The sequence below is a fragment of the Streptococcus sp. Marseille-Q5112 genome (assembly GCF_916700555.1).
Taxonomy (GTDB): domain Bacteria; phylum Bacillota; class Bacilli; order Lactobacillales; family Streptococcaceae; genus Streptococcus; species Streptococcus symci.
Map to the genome: position 1 here is coordinate 94,194 of NZ_CAKAKP010000001.1, position 17,936 is coordinate 112,129.

Annotated in this window: 20 protein-coding genes and 1 other annotated feature; of the genes, 19 read left to right on the forward strand and 1 reads right to left on the reverse strand. The window is 38.6% G+C overall.

Annotated features, from left to right (window positions below; translation table 11 throughout):
- The first annotated feature begins 3 nt into the window (after nucleotides 1-3).
- The 19 genes from LG372_RS00540 (at nucleotide 4) to ciaH (ending at nucleotide 17,577) form a co-directional block, all read left to right on the forward strand.
- Nucleotides 4-1,188: a hypothetical protein gene (locus tag LG372_RS00540; RefSeq protein ID WP_225741852.1), complete on the forward strand. Its 1,185-nt coding sequence runs from the start codon at nucleotides 4-6 to the stop codon at nucleotides 1,186-1,188.
- Between the two features lie 160 nt (nucleotides 1,189-1,348).
- Nucleotides 1,349-1,480: a sequence feature (ribosomal protein L20 leader region), on the forward strand.
- A gap of 15 nt (nucleotides 1,481-1,495) precedes the next feature.
- Entirely contained in the window at nucleotides 1,496-2,026 is a 531-nt protein-coding gene (gene infC, locus LG372_RS00545) for a translation initiation factor IF-3 (RefSeq protein WP_000848180.1), read from the forward strand.
- A gap of 32 nt (nucleotides 2,027-2,058) precedes the next feature.
- Nucleotides 2,059-2,259, forward strand: a complete 201-nt coding sequence (gene rpmI / locus LG372_RS00550; RefSeq protein ID WP_001125943.1) for a 50S ribosomal protein L35 — start codon at nucleotides 2,059-2,061, stop codon at nucleotides 2,257-2,259.
- Between the two features lie 51 nt (nucleotides 2,260-2,310).
- Nucleotides 2,311-2,670, forward strand: coding sequence for a 50S ribosomal protein L20 (rplT, locus tag LG372_RS00555; protein ID WP_000124834.1), 360 nt, complete (start codon nucleotides 2,311-2,313; stop codon nucleotides 2,668-2,670).
- Nucleotides 2,671-2,728: 58 nt separating this feature from the next.
- Complete coding sequence (locus LG372_RS00560; protein WP_000157153.1) at nucleotides 2,729-3,109, forward strand: VOC family protein; 381 nt, start codon at nucleotides 2,729-2,731, stop codon at nucleotides 3,107-3,109.
- Between the two features lie 248 nt (nucleotides 3,110-3,357).
- Nucleotides 3,358-4,158, forward strand: coding sequence for a dihydroorotate dehydrogenase electron transfer subunit (locus tag LG372_RS00565; RefSeq protein WP_004254684.1), 801 nt, complete (start codon nucleotides 3,358-3,360; stop codon nucleotides 4,156-4,158).
- Nucleotides 4,121-5,104, forward strand: coding sequence for a dihydroorotate dehydrogenase (locus LG372_RS00570; RefSeq protein ID WP_225741853.1), 984 nt, complete (start codon nucleotides 4,121-4,123; stop codon nucleotides 5,102-5,104). The genes LG372_RS00565 and LG372_RS00570 overlap by 38 nt, the downstream gene beginning before the upstream one ends.
- Before the next feature lie 131 nt (nucleotides 5,105-5,235).
- The gene (locus tag LG372_RS00575; RefSeq protein ID WP_225741854.1) at nucleotides 5,236-7,137 is read left to right on the forward strand and encodes a glucosaminidase domain-containing protein; all 1,902 of its coding nucleotides are present in this window, start codon (nucleotides 5,236-5,238) and stop codon (nucleotides 7,135-7,137) included.
- A 220-nt stretch (nucleotides 7,138-7,357) separates the two neighbouring features.
- The gene (locus tag LG372_RS00580; RefSeq protein WP_042751328.1) at nucleotides 7,358-8,389 is read left to right on the forward strand and encodes a DNA/RNA non-specific endonuclease; all 1,032 of its coding nucleotides are present in this window, start codon (nucleotides 7,358-7,360) and stop codon (nucleotides 8,387-8,389) included.
- A gap of 113 nt (nucleotides 8,390-8,502) precedes the next feature.
- On the forward strand, nucleotides 8,503-9,318 hold the full coding sequence (locus LG372_RS00585; protein ID WP_201058104.1) for an EbhA: 816 nt from the start codon (nucleotides 8,503-8,505) through the stop codon (nucleotides 9,316-9,318).
- Between the two features lie 117 nt (nucleotides 9,319-9,435).
- Nucleotides 9,436-10,362, forward strand: coding sequence for an aldo/keto reductase (locus tag LG372_RS00590; RefSeq protein WP_225741855.1), 927 nt, complete (start codon nucleotides 9,436-9,438; stop codon nucleotides 10,360-10,362).
- Nucleotides 10,363-10,461: 99 nt separating this feature from the next.
- Entirely contained in the window at nucleotides 10,462-10,698 is a 237-nt protein-coding gene (locus LG372_RS00595; protein ID WP_084929873.1) for a DUF2829 domain-containing protein, read from the forward strand.
- Nucleotides 10,691-11,389, forward strand: coding sequence for a 3-oxoacyl-ACP reductase (locus LG372_RS00600; RefSeq protein ID WP_225741856.1), 699 nt, complete (start codon nucleotides 10,691-10,693; stop codon nucleotides 11,387-11,389). The genes LG372_RS00595 and LG372_RS00600 overlap by 8 nt, the downstream gene beginning before the upstream one ends.
- A gap of 10 nt (nucleotides 11,390-11,399) precedes the next feature.
- Nucleotides 11,400-11,540 (forward strand): hypothetical protein, encoded by a 141-nt coding sequence (locus LG372_RS00605; protein WP_200872078.1) that lies wholly within the window; start codon nucleotides 11,400-11,402, stop codon nucleotides 11,538-11,540.
- On the forward strand, nucleotides 11,518-12,402 hold the full coding sequence (locus LG372_RS00610) for a putative PEP-binding protein (protein ID WP_042751323.1): 885 nt from the start codon (nucleotides 11,518-11,520) through the stop codon (nucleotides 12,400-12,402). The genes LG372_RS00605 and LG372_RS00610 overlap by 23 nt, the downstream gene beginning before the upstream one ends.
- The gene (locus tag LG372_RS00615) at nucleotides 12,362-12,802 is read left to right on the forward strand and encodes an ASCH domain-containing protein (protein ID WP_042751322.1); all 441 of its coding nucleotides are present in this window, start codon (nucleotides 12,362-12,364) and stop codon (nucleotides 12,800-12,802) included. The genes LG372_RS00610 and LG372_RS00615 overlap by 41 nt, the downstream gene beginning before the upstream one ends.
- A 121-nt stretch (nucleotides 12,803-12,923) precedes the next feature.
- Nucleotides 12,924-15,470 carry a M1 family metallopeptidase gene (locus LG372_RS00620; protein WP_225741857.1) on the forward strand — a complete coding sequence of 849 codons (2,547 nt, stop codon included), beginning with the start codon at nucleotides 12,924-12,926 and terminating at the stop codon, nucleotides 15,468-15,470.
- Nucleotides 15,471-15,578: 108 nt separating this feature from the next.
- Nucleotides 15,579-16,253: a two-component system response regulator CiaR gene (gene ciaR / locus LG372_RS00625; protein ID WP_000590639.1), complete on the forward strand. Its 675-nt coding sequence runs from the start codon at nucleotides 15,579-15,581 to the stop codon at nucleotides 16,251-16,253.
- A complete protein-coding gene (gene ciaH, locus LG372_RS00630) occupies nucleotides 16,243-17,577 on the forward strand; it encodes a two-component system sensor histidine kinase CiaH (protein WP_094753081.1) in 1,335 nt (444 codons plus the stop codon). Before ciaR ends, ciaH begins: the two co-directional genes overlap by 11 nt.
- Nucleotides 17,578-17,610: 33 nt before the next feature.
- Here ciaH and LG372_RS00635 read toward each other — a convergent pair whose 3' ends face one another.
- Nucleotides 17,611-17,898, reverse strand: a complete 288-nt coding sequence (locus tag LG372_RS00635; RefSeq protein ID WP_042751319.1) for a DUF3270 domain-containing protein — start codon at nucleotides 17,896-17,898, stop codon at nucleotides 17,611-17,613.
- Nucleotides 17,899-17,936 lie beyond the last annotated feature (38 nt).

Sequence of the window (17,936 nt, forward strand, 5' to 3'; positions counted from 1 at the left end):
TTTATGAAAGATATTAGTCTATTTTTATTAAAAAAAGTTTTCAAAAGTCGCTTAAACTGGATTATCTTAGCTTTATTTGTATCTGGACTCGGTGTTACCTTTTATTTTAATAGTCAGACTGCAAACTCCGTTAGCTTGGAGAGCGAGTTGGAAACCCGTCTTGTAAAAGATGAGAGAGTCATCAATGAATATGAAGAGAAACTCTCCCAAATATCTGATACCAACTCGGAGGAATACCAGACTGCTAAAATTAATTTAGAATCGGAAAAAAATCTTTTGACTCAAAAGAAAGAAATTCTGGCTTTGTTAAGAGAAGGACGCTGGAAAGAAGCCTACTATTTGCAGTGGCAAGCTGAGGAAAAGAGTTATGAAATTGTATCGAAGCAACCGACTTCTAGTTCTGACTTAAAAATGGCGGTTGACCGCGAACGAAAGACTTACCAAGCCCTATATCCCTTGAACATAAAAGCCCACAATTTAGTTTATCCGACCCACGGGATTGATCAGATTGTCTGGATTTTAGAGCTTATCATTCCAAGCTTGTTTGTGGTTGCTATTATTTTTATGCTAACGCAACTATTTGCAGAAAGATATCAAAATCATCTGGATACAGCTCACTTATATCCTTTTTCAAAAGTGAAATTTGCAATATCCTCTCTTGGAGTTGGAGTGGGTTATGTAACTGTGCTGTTTATCGGAATCAGCGGATTTTCTTTTCTAGTGGGAAGTCTGACAAGTGGTTTTGGACAGTTAGATTATCCCTACCCGATTTATAGCTTAGTGAATCAAGAGGTAACTATTGGAAAGATACAAGATGTGTTATTTCCTGGCTTGTTCTTAGCTTTCTTAGCCTTTATCGTCATTGTGGAAGTTGTGTATTTGATTACTTACTTTTTCAAGCAAAAAATGCCTGTCCTCTTTCTGTCACTTATTGGGATTGTTGGCTTATTGTTTGGCATCCAAACAATCCAGCCTCTCCAAAAGATTGCACATCTGATTCCCTTTACTTACTTGCGTTCAGTGGAGATTTTATCTGGAAGATTACCTAAGCAAATTGATAATGTCAATCTGAATTGGAGTATGGGAATGGTCTTACTTCCTTGCCTGATTATCCTTTTGTTAGTGGGAATTCTATTTATCGAAAGATGGGGAAGTTCACGTAAAAAGGAAGTTTTTAATAGATTCTAGCTTTCCTACAGGGAAAATAAGTAAAAACTAACATAGAGAGGGAATCAACTTGATTCTCTCTTTTTGATTCGAAAACCAAGTCAAAATATAAACACAAACTTTTCAAAAAAATAACTTTTTATCTTGACAAGGGCTAGAAAACTTGGTATCATATAAAAGTTGAGAAAAGCAGAAGTGAGAGCTTCTCGCCTTGTGACATTAAGTTGCCTGGCCCTACGGATGAAAAGTTTCTAAGAAACGCTATCATAACGTGCGGGCTTGTATATTTACGAGTCCGCTATTGTTTTTCTCTAATAAAACAAAAGAGGTGAAAACCATAGCAAAGCAAGACTTATTCATCAATGATGAGATTCGTGTACGTGAAGTTCGCTTGATTGGTCTTGAAGGAGAACAGCTAGGCATCAAGCCACTCAGTGAAGCGCAAGCTTTGGCTGATAACGCTAATGTTGACCTAGTATTGATTCAACCCCAAGCCAAACCGCCTGTTGCAAAAATTATGGACTACGGTAAGTTCAAATTTGAGTACCAGAAGAAGCAAAAAGAACAACGTAAAAAACAAAGTGTTGTTACTGTGAAAGAAGTTCGTCTAAGTCCAACTATTGACAAGGGTGACTTTGATACAAAACTTCGCAATGCACGTAAATTCCTTGAAAAAGGAAATAAAGTTAAGGTATCTATTCGCTTTAAGGGTCGTATGATTACCCATAAAGAGATTGGTGCAAAAGTTTTAGCCGAGTTTGCTGAAGCAACTCAAGATATTGCCATCATCGAACAACGTGCTAAAATGGATGGACGTCAAATGTTCATGCAATTGGCGCCAGCGACTGACAAAAAATAATTGTCAGAAAGTTAAATAAAGGAGAAAAAATCATGCCAAAACAAAAAACACACCGCGCATCAGCTAAACGTTTCAAACGTACAGGTTCTGGTGGACTTAAACGTTTCCGTGCTTACACTTCTCACCGTTTCCACGGAAAAACTAAGAAACAACGTCGTCATCTTCGTAAAGCATCTATGGTGCATTCAGGAGATTACAAACGTATCAAAGCAATGCTTACTCGCTTGAAATAATAGCTTGACTGTAAGTAAACAATTCTAGGAAATATTTGGAGGAAATAAAACATGGCACGTGTTAAAGGTGGCGTTGTATCACGCAAACGTCGTAAACGTATTCTTAAATTAGCAAAAGGTTACTATGGAGCTAAACACATCTTGTTCCGTACTGCAAAAGAACAAGTAATGAACTCTTACTACTATGCATACCGTGACCGTCGTCAGAAAAAACGTGACTTCCGCAAATTGTGGATCACTCGTATCAACGCGGCAGCTCGTATGAACGGACTTTCATACTCACAATTGATGCATGGTTTGAAATTGGCTGAGATCGAAGTTAACCGTAAAATGCTTGCTGACTTGGCTGTTAACGATGCAGCAGCTTTCACAGCTCTTGCAGATGCAGCTAAAGCAAAACTTGGTAAATAATAACAGATAAGACTGGAACAGGATTGTCCCAGTCTTTTTAAAAATAAAGGAGAAAAATATGGCTTCAAAAATGCTACATACTTGCTTGCGAGTAGAGAATCTTGAAAAATCAATCGCATTTTATCAAGATGCTTTTGGTTTTAAAGAATTGCGTCGCAGAGATTTTCCAGACCATGCCTTCACGATTGTCTATCTAGGACTTGAGGGTGACGACTATGAGTTGGAGTTGACTTATAACTACGATCACGGTCCTTATGTGGTTGGAGATGGATTTGCCCACATCGCCCTCAGTACACCTGATCTTGAGGCGCTTCATCAAGAGCATAGTGCCAAAGGCTATGAAGTTACTGAACCAAATGGTCTACCAGGAACTGCACCTAACTATTACTTTGTCAAAGACCCTGATGGCTACAAGGTTGAAGTCATTCGTGAAAAATAATCTCGTGAAGTCAAGTAGAATGTTCGTTTTCTACTTGACTTTTTTTGGTTGAAAGAGTATACTAGTAAAAATTTAACCTTTAAGGGGAGTCCAGAGAGACTCACAAGGTGTCAGATAAAAGAATAGTACAATTTTCTAGAGGGGACTTTTTGAGTGTGCTCTCTTGTCTTGTACGATTTTAACTGAGGCCTTGCACTAGCAAGGTCTTTTCTTTATCTGGTCCCCTTAAAATTTAAGGAGGAAAAGTCATGAATCCCACATGTAAGAAACGTTTGGGTGCAATTCGTTTGGAAACCATGAAGGTGGTAGCACAGGAGGAAATCGCGCCAGCAATCTTTGAATTAGTTCTAGAAGGAGAAATGGTTGAAGCCATGCGAGCAGGCCAATTTCTTCATCTGCGTGTGCCTGATGACGCCCATCTCTTGCGTCGTCCTATTTCAATTTCGTCTATTGATAAGGTAAAGAAGCAGTGTCATCTCATTTACCGGATTGAAGGAGCTGGGACAGCTATTTTTTCAACCTTAAGTCAGGGAGATACTCTTGATGTGATGGGACCTCAGGGGAATGGATTTGACTTGTCTGACCTGGATGAGCAGAGCCAGATTCTCTTAGTTGGAGGGGGGATTGGTGTACCTCCTTTACTTGAGGTGGCCAAGGAATTGCATGCGCGTGGTGTGAAAGTAGTGACAGTTCTCGGTTTTGCTAATAAGGATGCTGTTATTTTAGAGACGGAATTAGCTCAATATGGTCAAGTCTTTGTAACGACAGATGATGGTTCTTATGGTATTAAGGGAAATGTTTCCGTTGTTATCAAGGATTTAGACAATCAATTTGATGCTGTTTACTCATGTGGGGCGCCTGGAATGATGAAGTATATCAATCAAACCTTTTATGACCACCCAAGAGCCTATCTATCTCTAGAATCTCGTATGGCTTGTGGGATGGGAGCTTGCTATGCCTGTGTCCTAAAAGTACCAGAAAGTGAGACGGTCAGCCAACGCGTCTGTGAAGATGGTCCTGTTTTCCGCACAGGAACAGTTGTATTATAAGGAGAAAATCATGACTACAAATCGTTTACAAGTTTCTCTACCAGGCTTGGATTTGAAAAATCCGATTATTCCAGCATCAGGCTGTTTTGGTTTTGGTCAAGAGTATGCCAAGTACTATGATTTAGACCTTTTGGGTTCTATTATGATCAAGGCGACAACCCTTGAACCACGCTTTGGCAATCCAACTCCAAGGGTGGCAGAGACACCCGCTGGCATGCTTAATGCAATCGGCTTGCAAAATCCTGGTTTGGAAGTTGTTTTGGCTGAAAAGTTACCTTGGCTGGAAAGAGAATATCCAAATCTTCCTATTATTGCCAATGTGGCTGGTTTTTCAAAACAAGAGTATGCAGCTGTTTCTCATGGTATTTCCAAGGCAGCCAATGTAAAGGCTATTGAGCTCAATATTTCTTGCCCCAATGTTGACCACTGTAATCATGGACTCCTGATTGGCCAAGATCCAGATTTGGCTTATGATGTGGTGAAAGCAGCTGTGGAAGCTTCTGATGTGCCAGTTTATGTCAAACTAACCCCTAGTGTGACCGATATCGTTACTGTCGCAAAAGCTGCAGAAGATGCGGGAGCAAGTGGCTTGACCATGATCAATACTCTAGTTGGAATGCGCTTTGACCTCAAAACTCGCAAACCAATCTTGGCCAATGGAACAGGTGGGATGTCAGGCCCAGCCGTCTTTCCAGTAGCCCTCAAGCTTATTCGCCAAGTAGCCCAAACAACAGACCTACCTATCATTGGAATGGGGGGAGTAGATTCGGCTGAAGCTGCCCTAGAAATGTATCTGGCTGGAGCATCGGCTATTGGAGTTGGAACAGCCAATTTTACTAATCCATATGCCTGTCCTGATATCATCGAAAATTTACCAAAGGTTATGGATAAATACGGCATCAGCAGTCTAGAAAATCTACGCAAGGAAGTTAAAAGCCAGCCTTAGATAAGCTAGACTATCCTTATTGTCAATAAGATATAGAATTTTCATCATTTTGTAATATTTTCATCTTTTAACTATGTTAAAATAAAGTTAATTACGAATGATGTAGATGAATATCTACTTAGGGGAGTAAAATGAAGAGAACACTACTTGTAAGCACGGCAGTGCTTGCATTGGCAATTGTGCCCACAATATCAGTCTTTGCTGAAGATAGTAAAACAACAGACCAAAGTCAAACGACGAATAAGAGTCAGTCTGTGGACAAAAATCAGTCTAAAGATAAAAATCAGACTCTAGCATCAGAAGAGAAAAAAGTTGTTGAACATACAAAGAATGAAGCTGAAAAGACGGAAAAAAAGAAAGAACCAGTTATTGTAAAAGAAAATAATTCTAAAAAAGAGGCTATTTCAAATAAAGAAAAAGTTGAAGAAGCTCATAAGAATGGTTGGCAGAAAGAGCATGGGAAATGGCTTTTTTATGAGAATAATCAACCAATAAAAAATTGGAAAAAAATTGCGGGTGTCTGGTATTTATTTGATCAACATGGAATCATGGCCAGCAATACTATTGTTAATGACTATGCTTTTCGTACTAGTGGAGCAATGGTAGAAAATTCCTGGGTGAAAATTGCTGATAAATGGTATTATGCTACAGATTCAGGAAAGATTGTTCGTAATAGATGGGAAAAAATTGGCAATGTTTGGTATTACTTCAAGCAAGATGGAGTTATGGCTAGCAATGTTCTAGTGAACGATTATCTTCTTAATAGTAGTGGAGCAATGGCTCAAAATGCTTGGGTGAAGATTACTGATAAATGGTATTATGCTACAGATTCAGGAAAAATCCTTCGTAATAAATGGGAAAAGATTAAGGGCACATGGTACTATTTTAACAGTGATGGTGTGATGGCTATTAATCAGTGGAAAGATGCTTACTATCTAAAGAATAGTGGAGCAATGGCTGAAAAAGAATGGATTTTTGATAAATCTTATAATAGCTGGTTTTACCTAAAATCAGGTGGTGCTTATGCTTCACGTGAATGGATTGGTGCTTATTACCTCAAATCTGGTGGTTATATGGCCAAGAATGAATGGATTTTTGATCCTAACTACAATGCATGGTACTACCTGAAAGAAGATGGAAGCTATGTTACTGGTGGTTTTAATATTAAAAATAAAGAGTATTTCTTCCAGAGTAATGGAAAATGGATTCAAAGTCCAAAATATTTTAAGGTTAAACCAATCACAGCCTATATTTATAGCGAATCAGGAGATATTTTGAGCTATGTCAATCAGGGAAGCATTGTGACCTATGATGGCTCTAAAAGCAAGGGTAGTCGTCTAGCTGTTTCAATATCAGGATTGTCCGGTTATATGAATCAAAGTGATTTGGCTTTAGTTGAGGAAGGAAGTGAGTTTATTCCTCACTATACTACAGATGGAAGATTCCTATATCATGAACTTTCTCCATACACTAGTATTCGGGTAGCTCCACATACTTCAGCCATGAAAATTGGTAAGAAGTATTATTCAAAGGATGGAGAACATTTCGATGGGTTTACTATCAAAAATCGTTTCCTTTTCAAGAATTTAACTGAACCAACCAACTATAGTGCGGATGAATTAAATAGAGTTTATTCGATGATGAATATCCGAAACAGCCGTCTTGCTGGTAAAGGAGCAATTTTTAAAGAAGCTGAAAAACGTTATGGTGTCAATGCTCTCTATTTAATGGCTCATAGTGCGCTAGAAAGTGCTTGGGGACGAAGCCAAATTGCTAATGATAAAAATAACTTCTTCGGAATAGCTGCTTACGATACTAGTCCCTATGATTCAGCTAAGAGATTTGATGATGTAGATAAAGGAATTCTTGGTGCGGCCAAGTGGATTCGTGAGAACTATATTGACCGTGGAAGAGATCACCTTGGAAATAAAGCGACGGGAATGAATGTACGCTATGCATCAGATCCGTACTGGGGTGAAAAAATAGCTAGTATCATGATGAATATCAATAGTCGACTTGGTGGAAAAGATTAAAAAGATAAGCAACGACAACTGCTGAAAAGTGGTTGTCGTTTTTTTATTGGAATCTTTGTCTTGTTTCGTGGGTTTAAGAATATAAAATGGAGTGAAATATAGTCAAAAAGCCGTTGCAAAGCGGTTTTTAACAATAATAATATATAATAAAATTGATTATTTTGATATATTATAGTAAAATAAAATAAAAATGCTAAAGGTAATTAAAAAGATGTTAAAGATGAAGAAGTTTGTTTATGTTAGTCTATCCATTTTGTCAGCCTTTACTTTGGCGGCTTGTTCTGGTCATAAGGGAGAAGCAAAAGTTTCAGAAGCAAAAGTGGAACAAACACAAGCTAAGTTTGATGAGAAGTTGTTCAAAGAAGCTGGTCTCTTGCCCTTTAAAAATGAAAAACAGCTTGAGCTTGGAGAACTGGATTCTAAAAATCGTGCGACGGGTGCTCATATTCAGCTAAAGGATAGCGATGAGCCAACTGAAAAAAGAGCTTCAAAATTAACCTATGATCCAGTTGGGTGGCACAATTATAAATTTTTCTACGGAGATGGACGGGAAGAAGCTTGGTTGATGAGTAGAGGTCATTTAATTGGTTACCAATTTAGTGGTTTGAATGATGAAAAGAGAAATTTAGTTCCTATGACTAACTGGCTTAATGCTGGAAACTATTCTGGAACTGACGAATATAACCAGAGTAGTATGCTATACTATGAAAATCGATTAGATTCATGGCTCGATAATCATCCTAACTACTATCTTGATTATAAGGTGACACCAATTTATCAGAAAGATGAGCTAATTCCCAGACAGCTTGAGTTGCAATATGTAGGCGTTGATGAAAATGGTAAACTCTTGGAAATTAAATTGGAGAGCAGTAAGGAAAAGGTTGATAAGTATTCTGTAACACATGTCATTTTAGATAATGTTTCGGCTAATGCAGAAATTAACTATTTGGATGGTACTGCTAAAAACCTAGTTGAAGACGCAAAGGTAAAAGAAGAAAAAGAAAAAGCCAAGAAGGAAGCTGAGGAAAAGGCTAAGAAAGAGGCGGAGGAAAAAGCAGAAGCCGAGAAGAAGGCGAAAGAAGAGGAAGAAAAGGCTCGTCAAGCAGAACAAGAAAAGGAAGAGAGTCAGGAATCAAACACGCAATCAGCAAATTCAGGTGGTTATTTCAAAGATTCCAGAGGAAGATGGCATAAACCAAATGGCAAGTATGCCTCTAAGAAAGAAATTAAAGCAGCTGGATTGCAGTGGTAGGAAAAATTTAGTAGATATACAGTCAAAAAGCCGTTGCAAAGCGGTTTTTTGTTGCGTGTTTTGGGGTAATATAGTAGAATTATGGAGATATTAAATATTTTTTGGAGATTAATATGAAGAAAAAAATAATTATATTGTCAATGTGTCTGATATTAGGAATTTCTGGTCTTGGATACTATTTCTTATCTTATGTCCCCTACAGATCTGCTGTAACTAAGTTTGAAGATATAGTCAAAGATTTACAAGAAAAAAATAAAGAGGTTGAAAACCAAATAGCTGAGGCTGAGAAGGTAATTGATAGTGGCGAAGAGCCATTGGATTCAAAAAAATTAGAAGAATTAAAAAAAGCAATTGAAGATAGTCAGAATTCGCTTCGAAAAGTACCAGAAATGGAGAAATCAACTGCTAAGATTGAGGAGCAAATAGAAGAATTAAGCAAGCCAGTGGACTATAGTGAAACAATAAAAAATTTATCTGACAAACAGACTCTTTATCAAAATAGTATTCTTCAGCTAAAACAAATTACAAATCCATCTAATACTTTTGTTGAAGAAAGACTCAAAGAAATTTCTTCAATTACAGGAGTACAGTCTGTTACTGAAAATAACGATCCAAATAATAAATTGAATAAACAAGGTGGGTATACAGCGTCTGTATATTTTGTTGACAATCAAGTTACACATTCAGTAGAGGGATCTGATATTGTTCAGAAAGGAAATGATGCTGGTGGAAATGTAGAGGTGTATAAGACAAAAGAAGAAGCTGAGAAACGCAACACATATATTAGCGCATTTGATGGTACTGCTTTAAATCCTGGTTCACACTATGTTTATGGAACAGTTTTAATTCGTACATCACACTATTTAACAGGAACACAGCAGAAAGAGTTAACTGAAAAAATTTATAATAAACTGATTGAACTTAAATAATTTAAAAATTGGATAGCTATTAGTTTATTTAACTAATATACAGTCAAAAAGCCGTTTTAAAGCGGTTTTTTGTTATAATGAAGGGAAGAATGTTAGAAATTAAAGGAGACAAATTTGATGAGATACATAACTATTGGTCAAGATGACAAAGAATTATCAGAAATTGTTCTCGGAATGATGAGAATAGAAGATAAGTCTGTAAAAGAAGTTGAAGAGCTTGTAGAAACAGCACTTTCTGTTGGAATCAATGCTTTTGACTTGGCTGATATATATGGTCGTGGTCGTTGTGAAGAACTGTTAGGTCTTGTCCTAAAAAATCGTCCAGATTTAAGAGAAAAGATGTGGATTCAGTCCAAATGTGGCATTCGCATTGAAGAATTTGCCTATTTTGATTTTTCTAAGGACTATATTGTAAAATCAGTTGACGGAATTTTGCAAAGATTGAAGATTGATCATCTAGATAGCTTGCTTCTTCATCGACCAGATGCTTTGATGGAATCTGACCAAGTAGCAGAAGCCTTTGATCTCCTTTATAAACAAGGTAAGGTTCGAGATTTTGGAGTTTCTAATCAAAATCCTATGATGATGGAGTTGCTTAAAAAAGATGTCAAGCAGCCGTTAGCTTTTAATCAGCTACAATTGAGTGCGGCTTTTACACCAGGATTCGAATCAGGCTTTCATGTTAATATGGAAGATAGTCAAGCAACTATGCGAGATGGCAGCATTTTTGAATATTGCAAATTACATGATGTGGTCATTCAAGCATGGTCTGTCTTACAATTCGGGTATTTTAAAGGGAATTTTGTTGGAAATGAGAAATTTCAAGCTTTAAATCAAGTACTTGATCGTTTAGCTATTAAATATGGAGTAACCTCTTCAACTATTGCCATTTCTTGGATATTGCGTTATCCAGCAAAAATGCAGGCAGTCGTAGGTACAACAAATCCTAAGCACTTGAGAGAAGTTAGTCAAGCGGCAAACTTTAGCTTAACAAGAAAAGAATGGTATGAAATTTATCTTGCTGCAGGGAATAATTTGCCGTAAGTAGAAGCAGATGTAAATAAATCACAGTCAAAAAGCCGTTTTAAAGCGGTTTTTTTGTTATAATGAAGGGGAGAATTATTGATATTAAAGGAGAAAAACATGACATTTGAAGAAATTCTACCTGGGTTAAAGGCTAAGAAAAAATATGTACGAACTGGTTGGGGAGGTGCTGAAAACTATGTCCAACTCTTTGATACTATTGAACAAAACGGGGTTGCACTTGAAGTGACGCCTTATTTCCTAATCAACGTGTCTGGAGAAGGAGAAGGTTTTTCCATGTGGAGTCCGACACCTTGTGATGTTTTGGCGAAGGATTGGGTAGAAGTGTATGACTAGACGTGTATTGATTACGGGAGTGAGTTCAGGAATTGGCCTGGCTCAAGCTCGACTTTTTTTAGAGAAGGGCTATCAAGTTTATGGAGTGGACCAAGGTGAAAATCCACTCTTACAGGGTGATTTCCATTTTTTACAGAGAGATTTGACCTTGGACTTAGAGCCTATTTTTGATTGGTGTCCTCAGGTTGATGTTTTGTGCAATACTGCTGGAGTTTTGGATGATTATAAACCACTTTTGGAACAAACAGCGCAGGAAATTCAAGAAATTTTTGAAATTAATTACATGACTCCTGTTGAGTTGACTCGCTATTATTTGACACAAATGTTGGAGAATAAAAAAGGGACCATTATCAATATGTGTTCCATCGCTTCTAGCTTAGCAGGTGGAGGTGGTCACGCCTATACTTCATCTAAGCATGCCTTGGCTGGCTTCACCAAGCAGTTGGCTCTAGACTATGCTGAAACTGGGATTCAGGTCTTTGGTATCGCTCCAGGAGCAGTCAAGACAGCTATGACCGCTGCAGATTTTGAGCCAGGTGGATTGGCTGACTGGGTTGCTAGTGAAACACCAATCAAGCGCTGGATCGAGCCAGAGGAAGTGGCAGAAGTCAGTCTCTTTTTGGCCAGTGGAAAGGCAGCTGCAATGCAGGGTCAAATTCTGACAATAGATGGTGGCTGGTCTTTGAAGTAGGAGGAGTTGGATGGATATTCAGAAAATCACAGAAGAAAATGCATCGCCAGTAGTCTTGAAAGTCAAAGCAGAATTATTAGGATTTCCAGAACTGGACAAGACTTCTTACATGAATTGGAAGGTGAATGATGAGAAAGCAACTTGCCCTTAGTGGCGAAAAACTTGATGAAAAAGTTTACCCACAACTATTTCATCATGTTGGCATGATTCGTGGGGAATATTTGTTGAGAGAGGTCAATCAAAATATACTATTACCAAGTTGTCAGCAATTTGTAAAAGATTATCTAGAGACTATCTGCTCCCTGTACTCAGATGAAGAAGTTTGGTATCGTTTTACTGAATTAACGAATACAGAAGCTAATTGTCTAAAGGGGACTAAAGAGTATTTTGATGAAAATCATCCCTTATTTGGATATAGAGGAACTAGGCGTTTGCTGGCGTGTCCGGATGAATTTCAAGCTGAGGCAAATGTCGTTACAGCAGTTTATCAAAACAATCCCAATCTATCTGTTATCTTTCCTTTTGTCAATGATGCTGAGCAGTTAAAGCAAGCTATTAGAGTATTGCGTGAACATGGTTTTACTGGGAAAGTTGGTACGATGATTGAATTATCGTCAGCGTATTTTGACTTGGATAGGATACTGGAAACGGGCATTTCAAAGATTGTAGTTGGAATGAATGATTTGACTTCTTTTGTTTTTGCCGCTGTTAGAAACAGTCAATGGCACGATATGGAAAATCCAATTATGTTAGATATGTTAATACAGATGCAGGATAAAGCAAGGATTAAAAATATTGACTTTGCTGTAGCAGGATATCTGAATGTTTCTTTCATACAAAAAATGAATCAGATGGATATCGAATGTATTCTCCATTACAGCTCTATTCCGGAGATTTTTGATTTAGAGATTGACCATGCAGATCATCTTAAACACATAAAAGAAGAAAGTAAAAAATTACAAAGGAGCACCCATGACCCCGCAAGAAATGTGGAACGCCTACAAGCAAATTAACCCCTATATAGGAGATGAAATCGATGCTTGGGCTTTTGGAGAGGAACCAGACCTTTTAGCGGATTTGGTTTTAAAAGGCGAAAAAACAGCAACAGCTTCAGCCTACGACCTCTATGCACTAGAAGCCGAGTCTCTTCCTCAAGAAGGAACTTTTGATGTCATTTTAGATAGTCAAAATCAGGCTGTCTGTATTGTTGAAATTACAAAGGTTTCTGTCCAGCCCTTCAATCAAGTTTCTGCTCAACATGCCTTTAAGGAAGGGGAAGGTGACAAATCCCTAGCCTATTGGCGTCAGGTTCATGAGGATTGTTTCGCCGAGTGGCTGAAAGAAGCAGGACTGACTTTTACACCTGAAAGCAAGGTTGTTTTAGAAGAATTTCGCAAGGTCTACCCACTGTAGATTGCTAGAAGGAAGAAAGTTTTGGAAATCGCCGTCCAATCCTTTTTTCTCAAGCAAAACATGATATAATAAGTTTGTTTGAAGAAGAGCTCTAGCTCTTAAACTTAGATAGGAGAAAACTATGCAAGCAGTTGAACATTTTATTAAGCAATTTGTTCCTGAACATTATGATTTATTTTTAGACTTGAGTCGTGAGACCAAGACTTTTTCAGGAAAGGTGACTATTAGTGGTCAAGCACAGAGTGACCGTATTTCCCTCCACCAAAAAGACTTGGAAATCGCTTCTGTAGAAGTTGCAGGGGAAGCTCGTCTATTTACAGTTGATCATGACAATGAAGCCCTTCATTTTGAACTTGCGGAAGCAGGTCAAGTTGAAGTGGTTATCGCTTTCTCAGGAAAAATTACAGACAACATGACAGGGATTTACCCTTCTTATTACACAGTTGATGGAGTTAAGAAGGAGGTCTTGTCAACTCAATTCGAGAGCCATTTTGCGCGCGAAGCCTTCCCATGTGTGGATGAGCCAGAAGCCAAAGCAACTTTTGACCTCTCTCTACGTTTTGACCAAGCAGAAGGTGAATTGGCCTTGTCAAACATGCCAGAAATTGATATTGAAAACCGTAAGGAAACAGGTATCTGGAAGTTTGAGACAACACCTCGCATGTCTTCTTACTTGTTGGCCTTTGTTGCTGGTGATTTGCAAGGTGTGACGGCTAAAACTAAAAATGGTACCCTTGTAGGTGTCTACTCTACCAAAGCACATCCGCTTTCTAACCTTGATTTCTCACTGGACATCGCCGTTCGCTCTATCGAGTTTTACGAAGATTACTACGGTGTTAAATACCCAATTCCTCAATCTCTCCACATTGCCCTTCCTGACTTCTCAGCTGGTGCTATGGAAAACTGGGGTCTTGTGACCTACCGTGAAGTTTACTTGGTTGTAGATGAGAACTCAACATTTGCTAGCCGTCAACAAGTTGCCCTTGTGGTGGCCCATGAATTGGCCCACCAATGGTTTGGTAACCTTGTAACGATGAAATGGTGGGATGACCTTTGGCTCAATGAAAGTTTCGCCAACATGATGGAATACGTCTGTGTGGATGCTATTGAACCAAGCTGGAATATCTTTGAAGATTTCCAAACAGGTGGTGTTCCGTCTGCCTTGAAACGTGACGCTACTGATGGTGTTCAGTCTGTTCACGTCGAAGTGAAACATCCAGATGAAATCAATACGCTCTTTGATGGAGCTATCGTATATGCCAAAGGAAGTCGCCTCATGCACATGCTTCGTCGTTGGCTAGGTGATACCGATTTTGCCAAAGGTTTGCATGCCTACTTTGAAAAACATCAATACAGCAATACAATTGGTCGTGACCTTTGGGATGCCCTTGGTCACGCGTCTGGACGTGATGTCGCAGCCTTTATGGATTCTTGGTTGGAACAACCTGGTTACCCAGTTCTCACTGTCAAAGTTGAAAATGATGTCTTGAAGATTTCACAAAAACAATTCTTCATCGGTGAGCACGAAGACAAGAACCGTCTCTGGGTTGTGCCACTAAACAGCAACTGGAAAGGCTTGCCTGATACACTCGAAACTGAAAGCATCGAAATCCCTGGCTACGCAGCCCTTCTTGCTGAAAATGAAGGAGCTCTTCGTCTCAATACTGAAAATACAGCTCACTACATTACAGACTATCAAGGAGACTTGCTAGATGCTATTCTTGCTGACCTAGTTGAGCTTGATAATACAAGTAAACTGCAAATCGTCCAAGAACGTCGCTTGCTTGCTGAAGCAGGGCACATTTCTTATGCAGACTTGCTTCCAGTACTTGATAAACTCGCTAAAGAAGAATCTTACCTTGTCGTTTCAGCTGTTTCTCAAGTAATATCTGCTCTTGAGCGCTTTATAGATGAAGGAACAGAAGCTGAAAGAGCCTTCAAAGCCTTGGTTGCTAAATTGGCTCGTCACAACTATGACCGTCTTGGTTTTGAAGCTAAAGATGGCGAATCAGATGAGGATGAATTGGTTCGTCAGTTGGCTGTTTCTATGATGATTCGTTCAAATGATGCAGAAGCTAGTCAAGTCGCTAGCCAAATCTTCGCGGCTCACAAGGAGAATCTTGCAGGACTTCCAGCAGCTATTCGCTCACAAGTTCTGATCAATGAGATGAAACATCATGAGACTAAAGACTTGTTAGCACTTTATCTTGATACTTATACTCATGCAACAGATGCTGTCTTTAAACGCCAGTTGGCAGCTGCTCTTGCATACAGTACAGATGCGGATAATATCCAAAACTTGATTGCTTCTTGGAAGGACAAATTTGTGGTCAAACCACAAGACTTGTCTGCTTGGTACTTCCAGTTCTTAAGCCATCAAGCAACTCAGGAAACAGCATGGTCTTGGGCTCGTGAAAACTGGGCTTGGATTAAGGCAGCCCTTGGAGGAGATATGAGCTTTGATAGCTTTGTTATCCTTCCTGCACACGTATTTAAGACTCAGCAACGTTTGGCAGAGTACAAGGAATTCTTTGAGCCACAACTTTCTGACCTTGCTCTTAGCCGTAACATCGGTATGGGAATCAAGGAAATTGCAGCGCGTGTTGACTTGATTAACCGTGAAAAAGCTGCAGTGGAAGCAGTTGTTCTTCAATATGGAAATGCATAAATAAGTCTAAAATAAAAAGAAAACTCAGCTATCTCATGTAAAATGCAGAGAGTTGAGTTTTTTTTAAGGCAAATTTGGTATAATGGTTTTAATAAGGAGGAGTTTCTCATGATAAAAATCTTATTGGTTGAGGATGACCTAGGCCTGTCAAATTCAGTATTTGACTTTTTAGACGATTTTGCAGATGTCATGCAGGTATTTGATGGGGAAGAAGGTCTCTACGAAGCTGAGAGTGGCGTCTATGACTTGATTTTGCTCGATTTGATGCTGCCTGAAAAAAATGGCTTCCAAGTATTGAAAGAATTGCGTGAAAAGGGAATTACGACACCAGTTCTGATTATGACTGCCAAGGAAAGTTTGGATGACAAGGGACATGGATTTGAACTGGGAGCGGATGATTATCTGACAAAACCTTTCTACCTAGAAGAACTCAAAATGCGGATTCAAGCCCTTCTCAAACGTTCAGGCAAGTTTAATGAAAACACCTTGACTTATGGAAATATTGTGGTTAATTTGTCAACCAACACCGTTAAGGTCGAAGATACTCCTGTCGAATTGCTGGGGAAAGAGTTCGATTTACTAGTTTATTTCCTTCAAAATCAAAATGTTATTTTGCCCAAGACTCAGATTTTTGATCGTCTATGGGGATTTGATAGTGACACAACGATTTCGGTTGTCGAAGTCTATGTTTCAAAAGTCCGTAAGAAATTAAAAGGAACCACTTTTGCAGAGAATTTGCAAACCTTGCGTAGTGTTGGGTATATTTTAAAAGATGTTCAGTAAACTAAAAAAAACATGGTATGCGGATGACTTTAGTTATTTTATCCGCAACTTTGGTGTCTTCACTCTGATTTTCTCTACCATGACCTTGATTATTTTACAGGTCATGCACTCGAGTCTCTATACTTCGGTGGACGATACGCTACATGGTTTGAGTAATAATCCTCAGGCAGTTATTCAGCTTGCTGTAAATAGGGCAACAGAAGAGATTAAAGATTTAGAGAATGCCGCTACAGATACTAGCAAGACGGAGATAAAACCAAATGTTAGTTCTAACACAGAAGTCATTCTTTTTGATAAGAATTTTACCCAGCTCCTTTCTGGAAACCGATTTTTGGGCTTGGATAAGATTAAACTGGAGAAAAAAGAATTAGGTCATATCTATCAGATTCAGGTTTTTAATAGCTATGGACAGGAAGAAATCTATCGCATGATTTTGATGGAAACCAATATCAGTTCGGTTTCAACCAATATCAAGTATGCAGCTGTCTTGATTAATACCAGTCAGTTGGAGCAGGCCAGTCAAAAGCACGAGAAATTGATTGTGGTCGTGATGGCAAGTTTCTGGATTTTGTCTTTACTTGCCAGTCTCTATCTAGCTAGGGTCAGTGTTCGGCCCCTGCTTGAGAGCATGCAGAAGCAGCAGTCCTTTGTGGAAAATGCCAGTCATGAGTTACGAACTCCACTTGCTGTTTTGCAAAATCGCTTAGAAACCCTTTTCCGTAAGCCAGAAGCTACCATTATGGATGTGAGCGAAAGCATTGCCTCGAGTTTGGAAGAAGTTCGAAACATGAGGTTTTTGACGACAAACTTGTTGAATTTAGCTCGTAGAGATGATGGGATTAAGCCAGAACTTGCAGAAGTTCCAACTAGCTTTTTTAATACGACTTTCACGAACTATGAGATGATTGCCTCGGAAAACGACCGTGTCTTCCGTTTTGAAAATCGCATCCATCGAACGATTGTCACAGATCAACTTTTACTAAAACAACTGATGACCATCCTATTTGATAATGCTATCAAATATACTGAGGAGGATGGTGAAATTGATTTTATGATTTCAGCGACTGATCGTAATCTTTATTTGTTAGTTTCTGACAATGGAGTCGGTATTTCAGCAGAAGATAAGAAGAAAATTTTTGATAGATTTTATCGAGTTGATAAGGCTAGAACCCGTCAAAAAGGTGGTTTTGGTTTAGGGTTATCCCTAGCTAAGCAAATTGTAGATGCCCTAAAAGGAACCATTACTGTTAAAGATAATAAACCGAAAGGAACAGTCTTTGAAGTGAAGATTGCCATCCACACACCATCTAAAAAGAAAAAATAAAAATATCGCTCCAGCTGGGGCGATATTTTGGATTTATCTTCTACGTTTTCGCTTGATAATAAATCGTTGAACTTTTAAGACAAGTAAGCTGGCTCCGATTGCTGCGGTAAAGGCAAGAGCAGTTGATAATTTTAATGCTAAAAAGATAAAACTAAAGATAGCAATACAGATACAAAAAACAGCGATATTAACAAAAAATAGGATTTCCTTGAGATTGGCATCAGATTGCGCTTCAGGTGTATAATCTTGATAGCGAGGAACCTGCTGGCTTAATTCTTCTTGATTGTCTACCTCATAGGATTGTAATTTTCTTACGGGCATTATTCTCTCCTTAACAGTACATACCTATTTTATCATTT

Excerpts from the sequence above, each read along its gene's own strand:
- LG372_RS00540 (WP_225741852.1), top strand. The coding sequence starts at position 4 with ATGAAAGATATTAGTCTATTTTTATTAAAAAAAGTTTTCAAAAGTCGC.
- rpmI (WP_001125943.1), top strand. The coding sequence starts at position 2,059 with ATGCCAAAACAAAAAACACACCGCGCATCAGCTAAACGTTTCAAACGT.
- rplT (WP_000124834.1), top strand. The coding sequence starts at position 2,311 with ATGGCACGTGTTAAAGGTGGCGTTGTATCACGCAAACGTCGTAAACGT.
- LG372_RS00560 (WP_000157153.1), top strand. The coding sequence starts at position 2,729 with ATGGCTTCAAAAATGCTACATACTTGCTTGCGAGTAGAGAATCTTGAA.
- LG372_RS00565 (WP_004254684.1), top strand. The coding sequence starts at position 3,358 with ATGAATCCCACATGTAAGAAACGTTTGGGTGCAATTCGTTTGGAAACC.
- LG372_RS00570 (WP_225741853.1), top strand. The coding sequence starts at position 4,121 with ATGGTCCTGTTTTCCGCACAGGAACAGTTGTATTATAAGGAGAAAATC.
- LG372_RS00575 (WP_225741854.1), top strand. The coding sequence starts at position 5,236 with ATGAAGAGAACACTACTTGTAAGCACGGCAGTGCTTGCATTGGCAATT.
- LG372_RS00580 (WP_042751328.1), top strand. The coding sequence starts at position 7,358 with ATGAAGAAGTTTGTTTATGTTAGTCTATCCATTTTGTCAGCCTTTACT.
- LG372_RS00585 (WP_201058104.1), top strand. The coding sequence starts at position 8,503 with ATGAAGAAAAAAATAATTATATTGTCAATGTGTCTGATATTAGGAATT.
- LG372_RS00590 (WP_225741855.1), top strand. The coding sequence starts at position 9,436 with ATGAGATACATAACTATTGGTCAAGATGACAAAGAATTATCAGAAATT.
- LG372_RS00595 (WP_084929873.1), top strand. The coding sequence starts at position 10,462 with ATGACATTTGAAGAAATTCTACCTGGGTTAAAGGCTAAGAAAAAATAT.
- LG372_RS00600 (WP_225741856.1), top strand. The coding sequence starts at position 10,691 with ATGACTAGACGTGTATTGATTACGGGAGTGAGTTCAGGAATTGGCCTG.
- LG372_RS00605 (WP_200872078.1), top strand. The coding sequence starts at position 11,400 with ATGGATATTCAGAAAATCACAGAAGAAAATGCATCGCCAGTAGTCTTG.
- LG372_RS00610 (WP_042751323.1), top strand. The coding sequence starts at position 11,518 with ATGAGAAAGCAACTTGCCCTTAGTGGCGAAAAACTTGATGAAAAAGTT.
- LG372_RS00615 (WP_042751322.1), top strand. The coding sequence starts at position 12,362 with ATGACCCCGCAAGAAATGTGGAACGCCTACAAGCAAATTAACCCCTAT.
- LG372_RS00620 (WP_225741857.1), top strand. The coding sequence starts at position 12,924 with ATGCAAGCAGTTGAACATTTTATTAAGCAATTTGTTCCTGAACATTAT.
- ciaR (WP_000590639.1), top strand. The coding sequence starts at position 15,579 with ATGATAAAAATCTTATTGGTTGAGGATGACCTAGGCCTGTCAAATTCA.
- ciaH (WP_094753081.1), top strand. The coding sequence starts at position 16,243 with ATGTTCAGTAAACTAAAAAAAACATGGTATGCGGATGACTTTAGTTAT.
- LG372_RS00635 (WP_042751319.1), bottom strand. The coding sequence starts at position 17,898 with ATGCCCGTAAGAAAATTACAATCCTATGAGGTAGACAATCAAGAAGAA.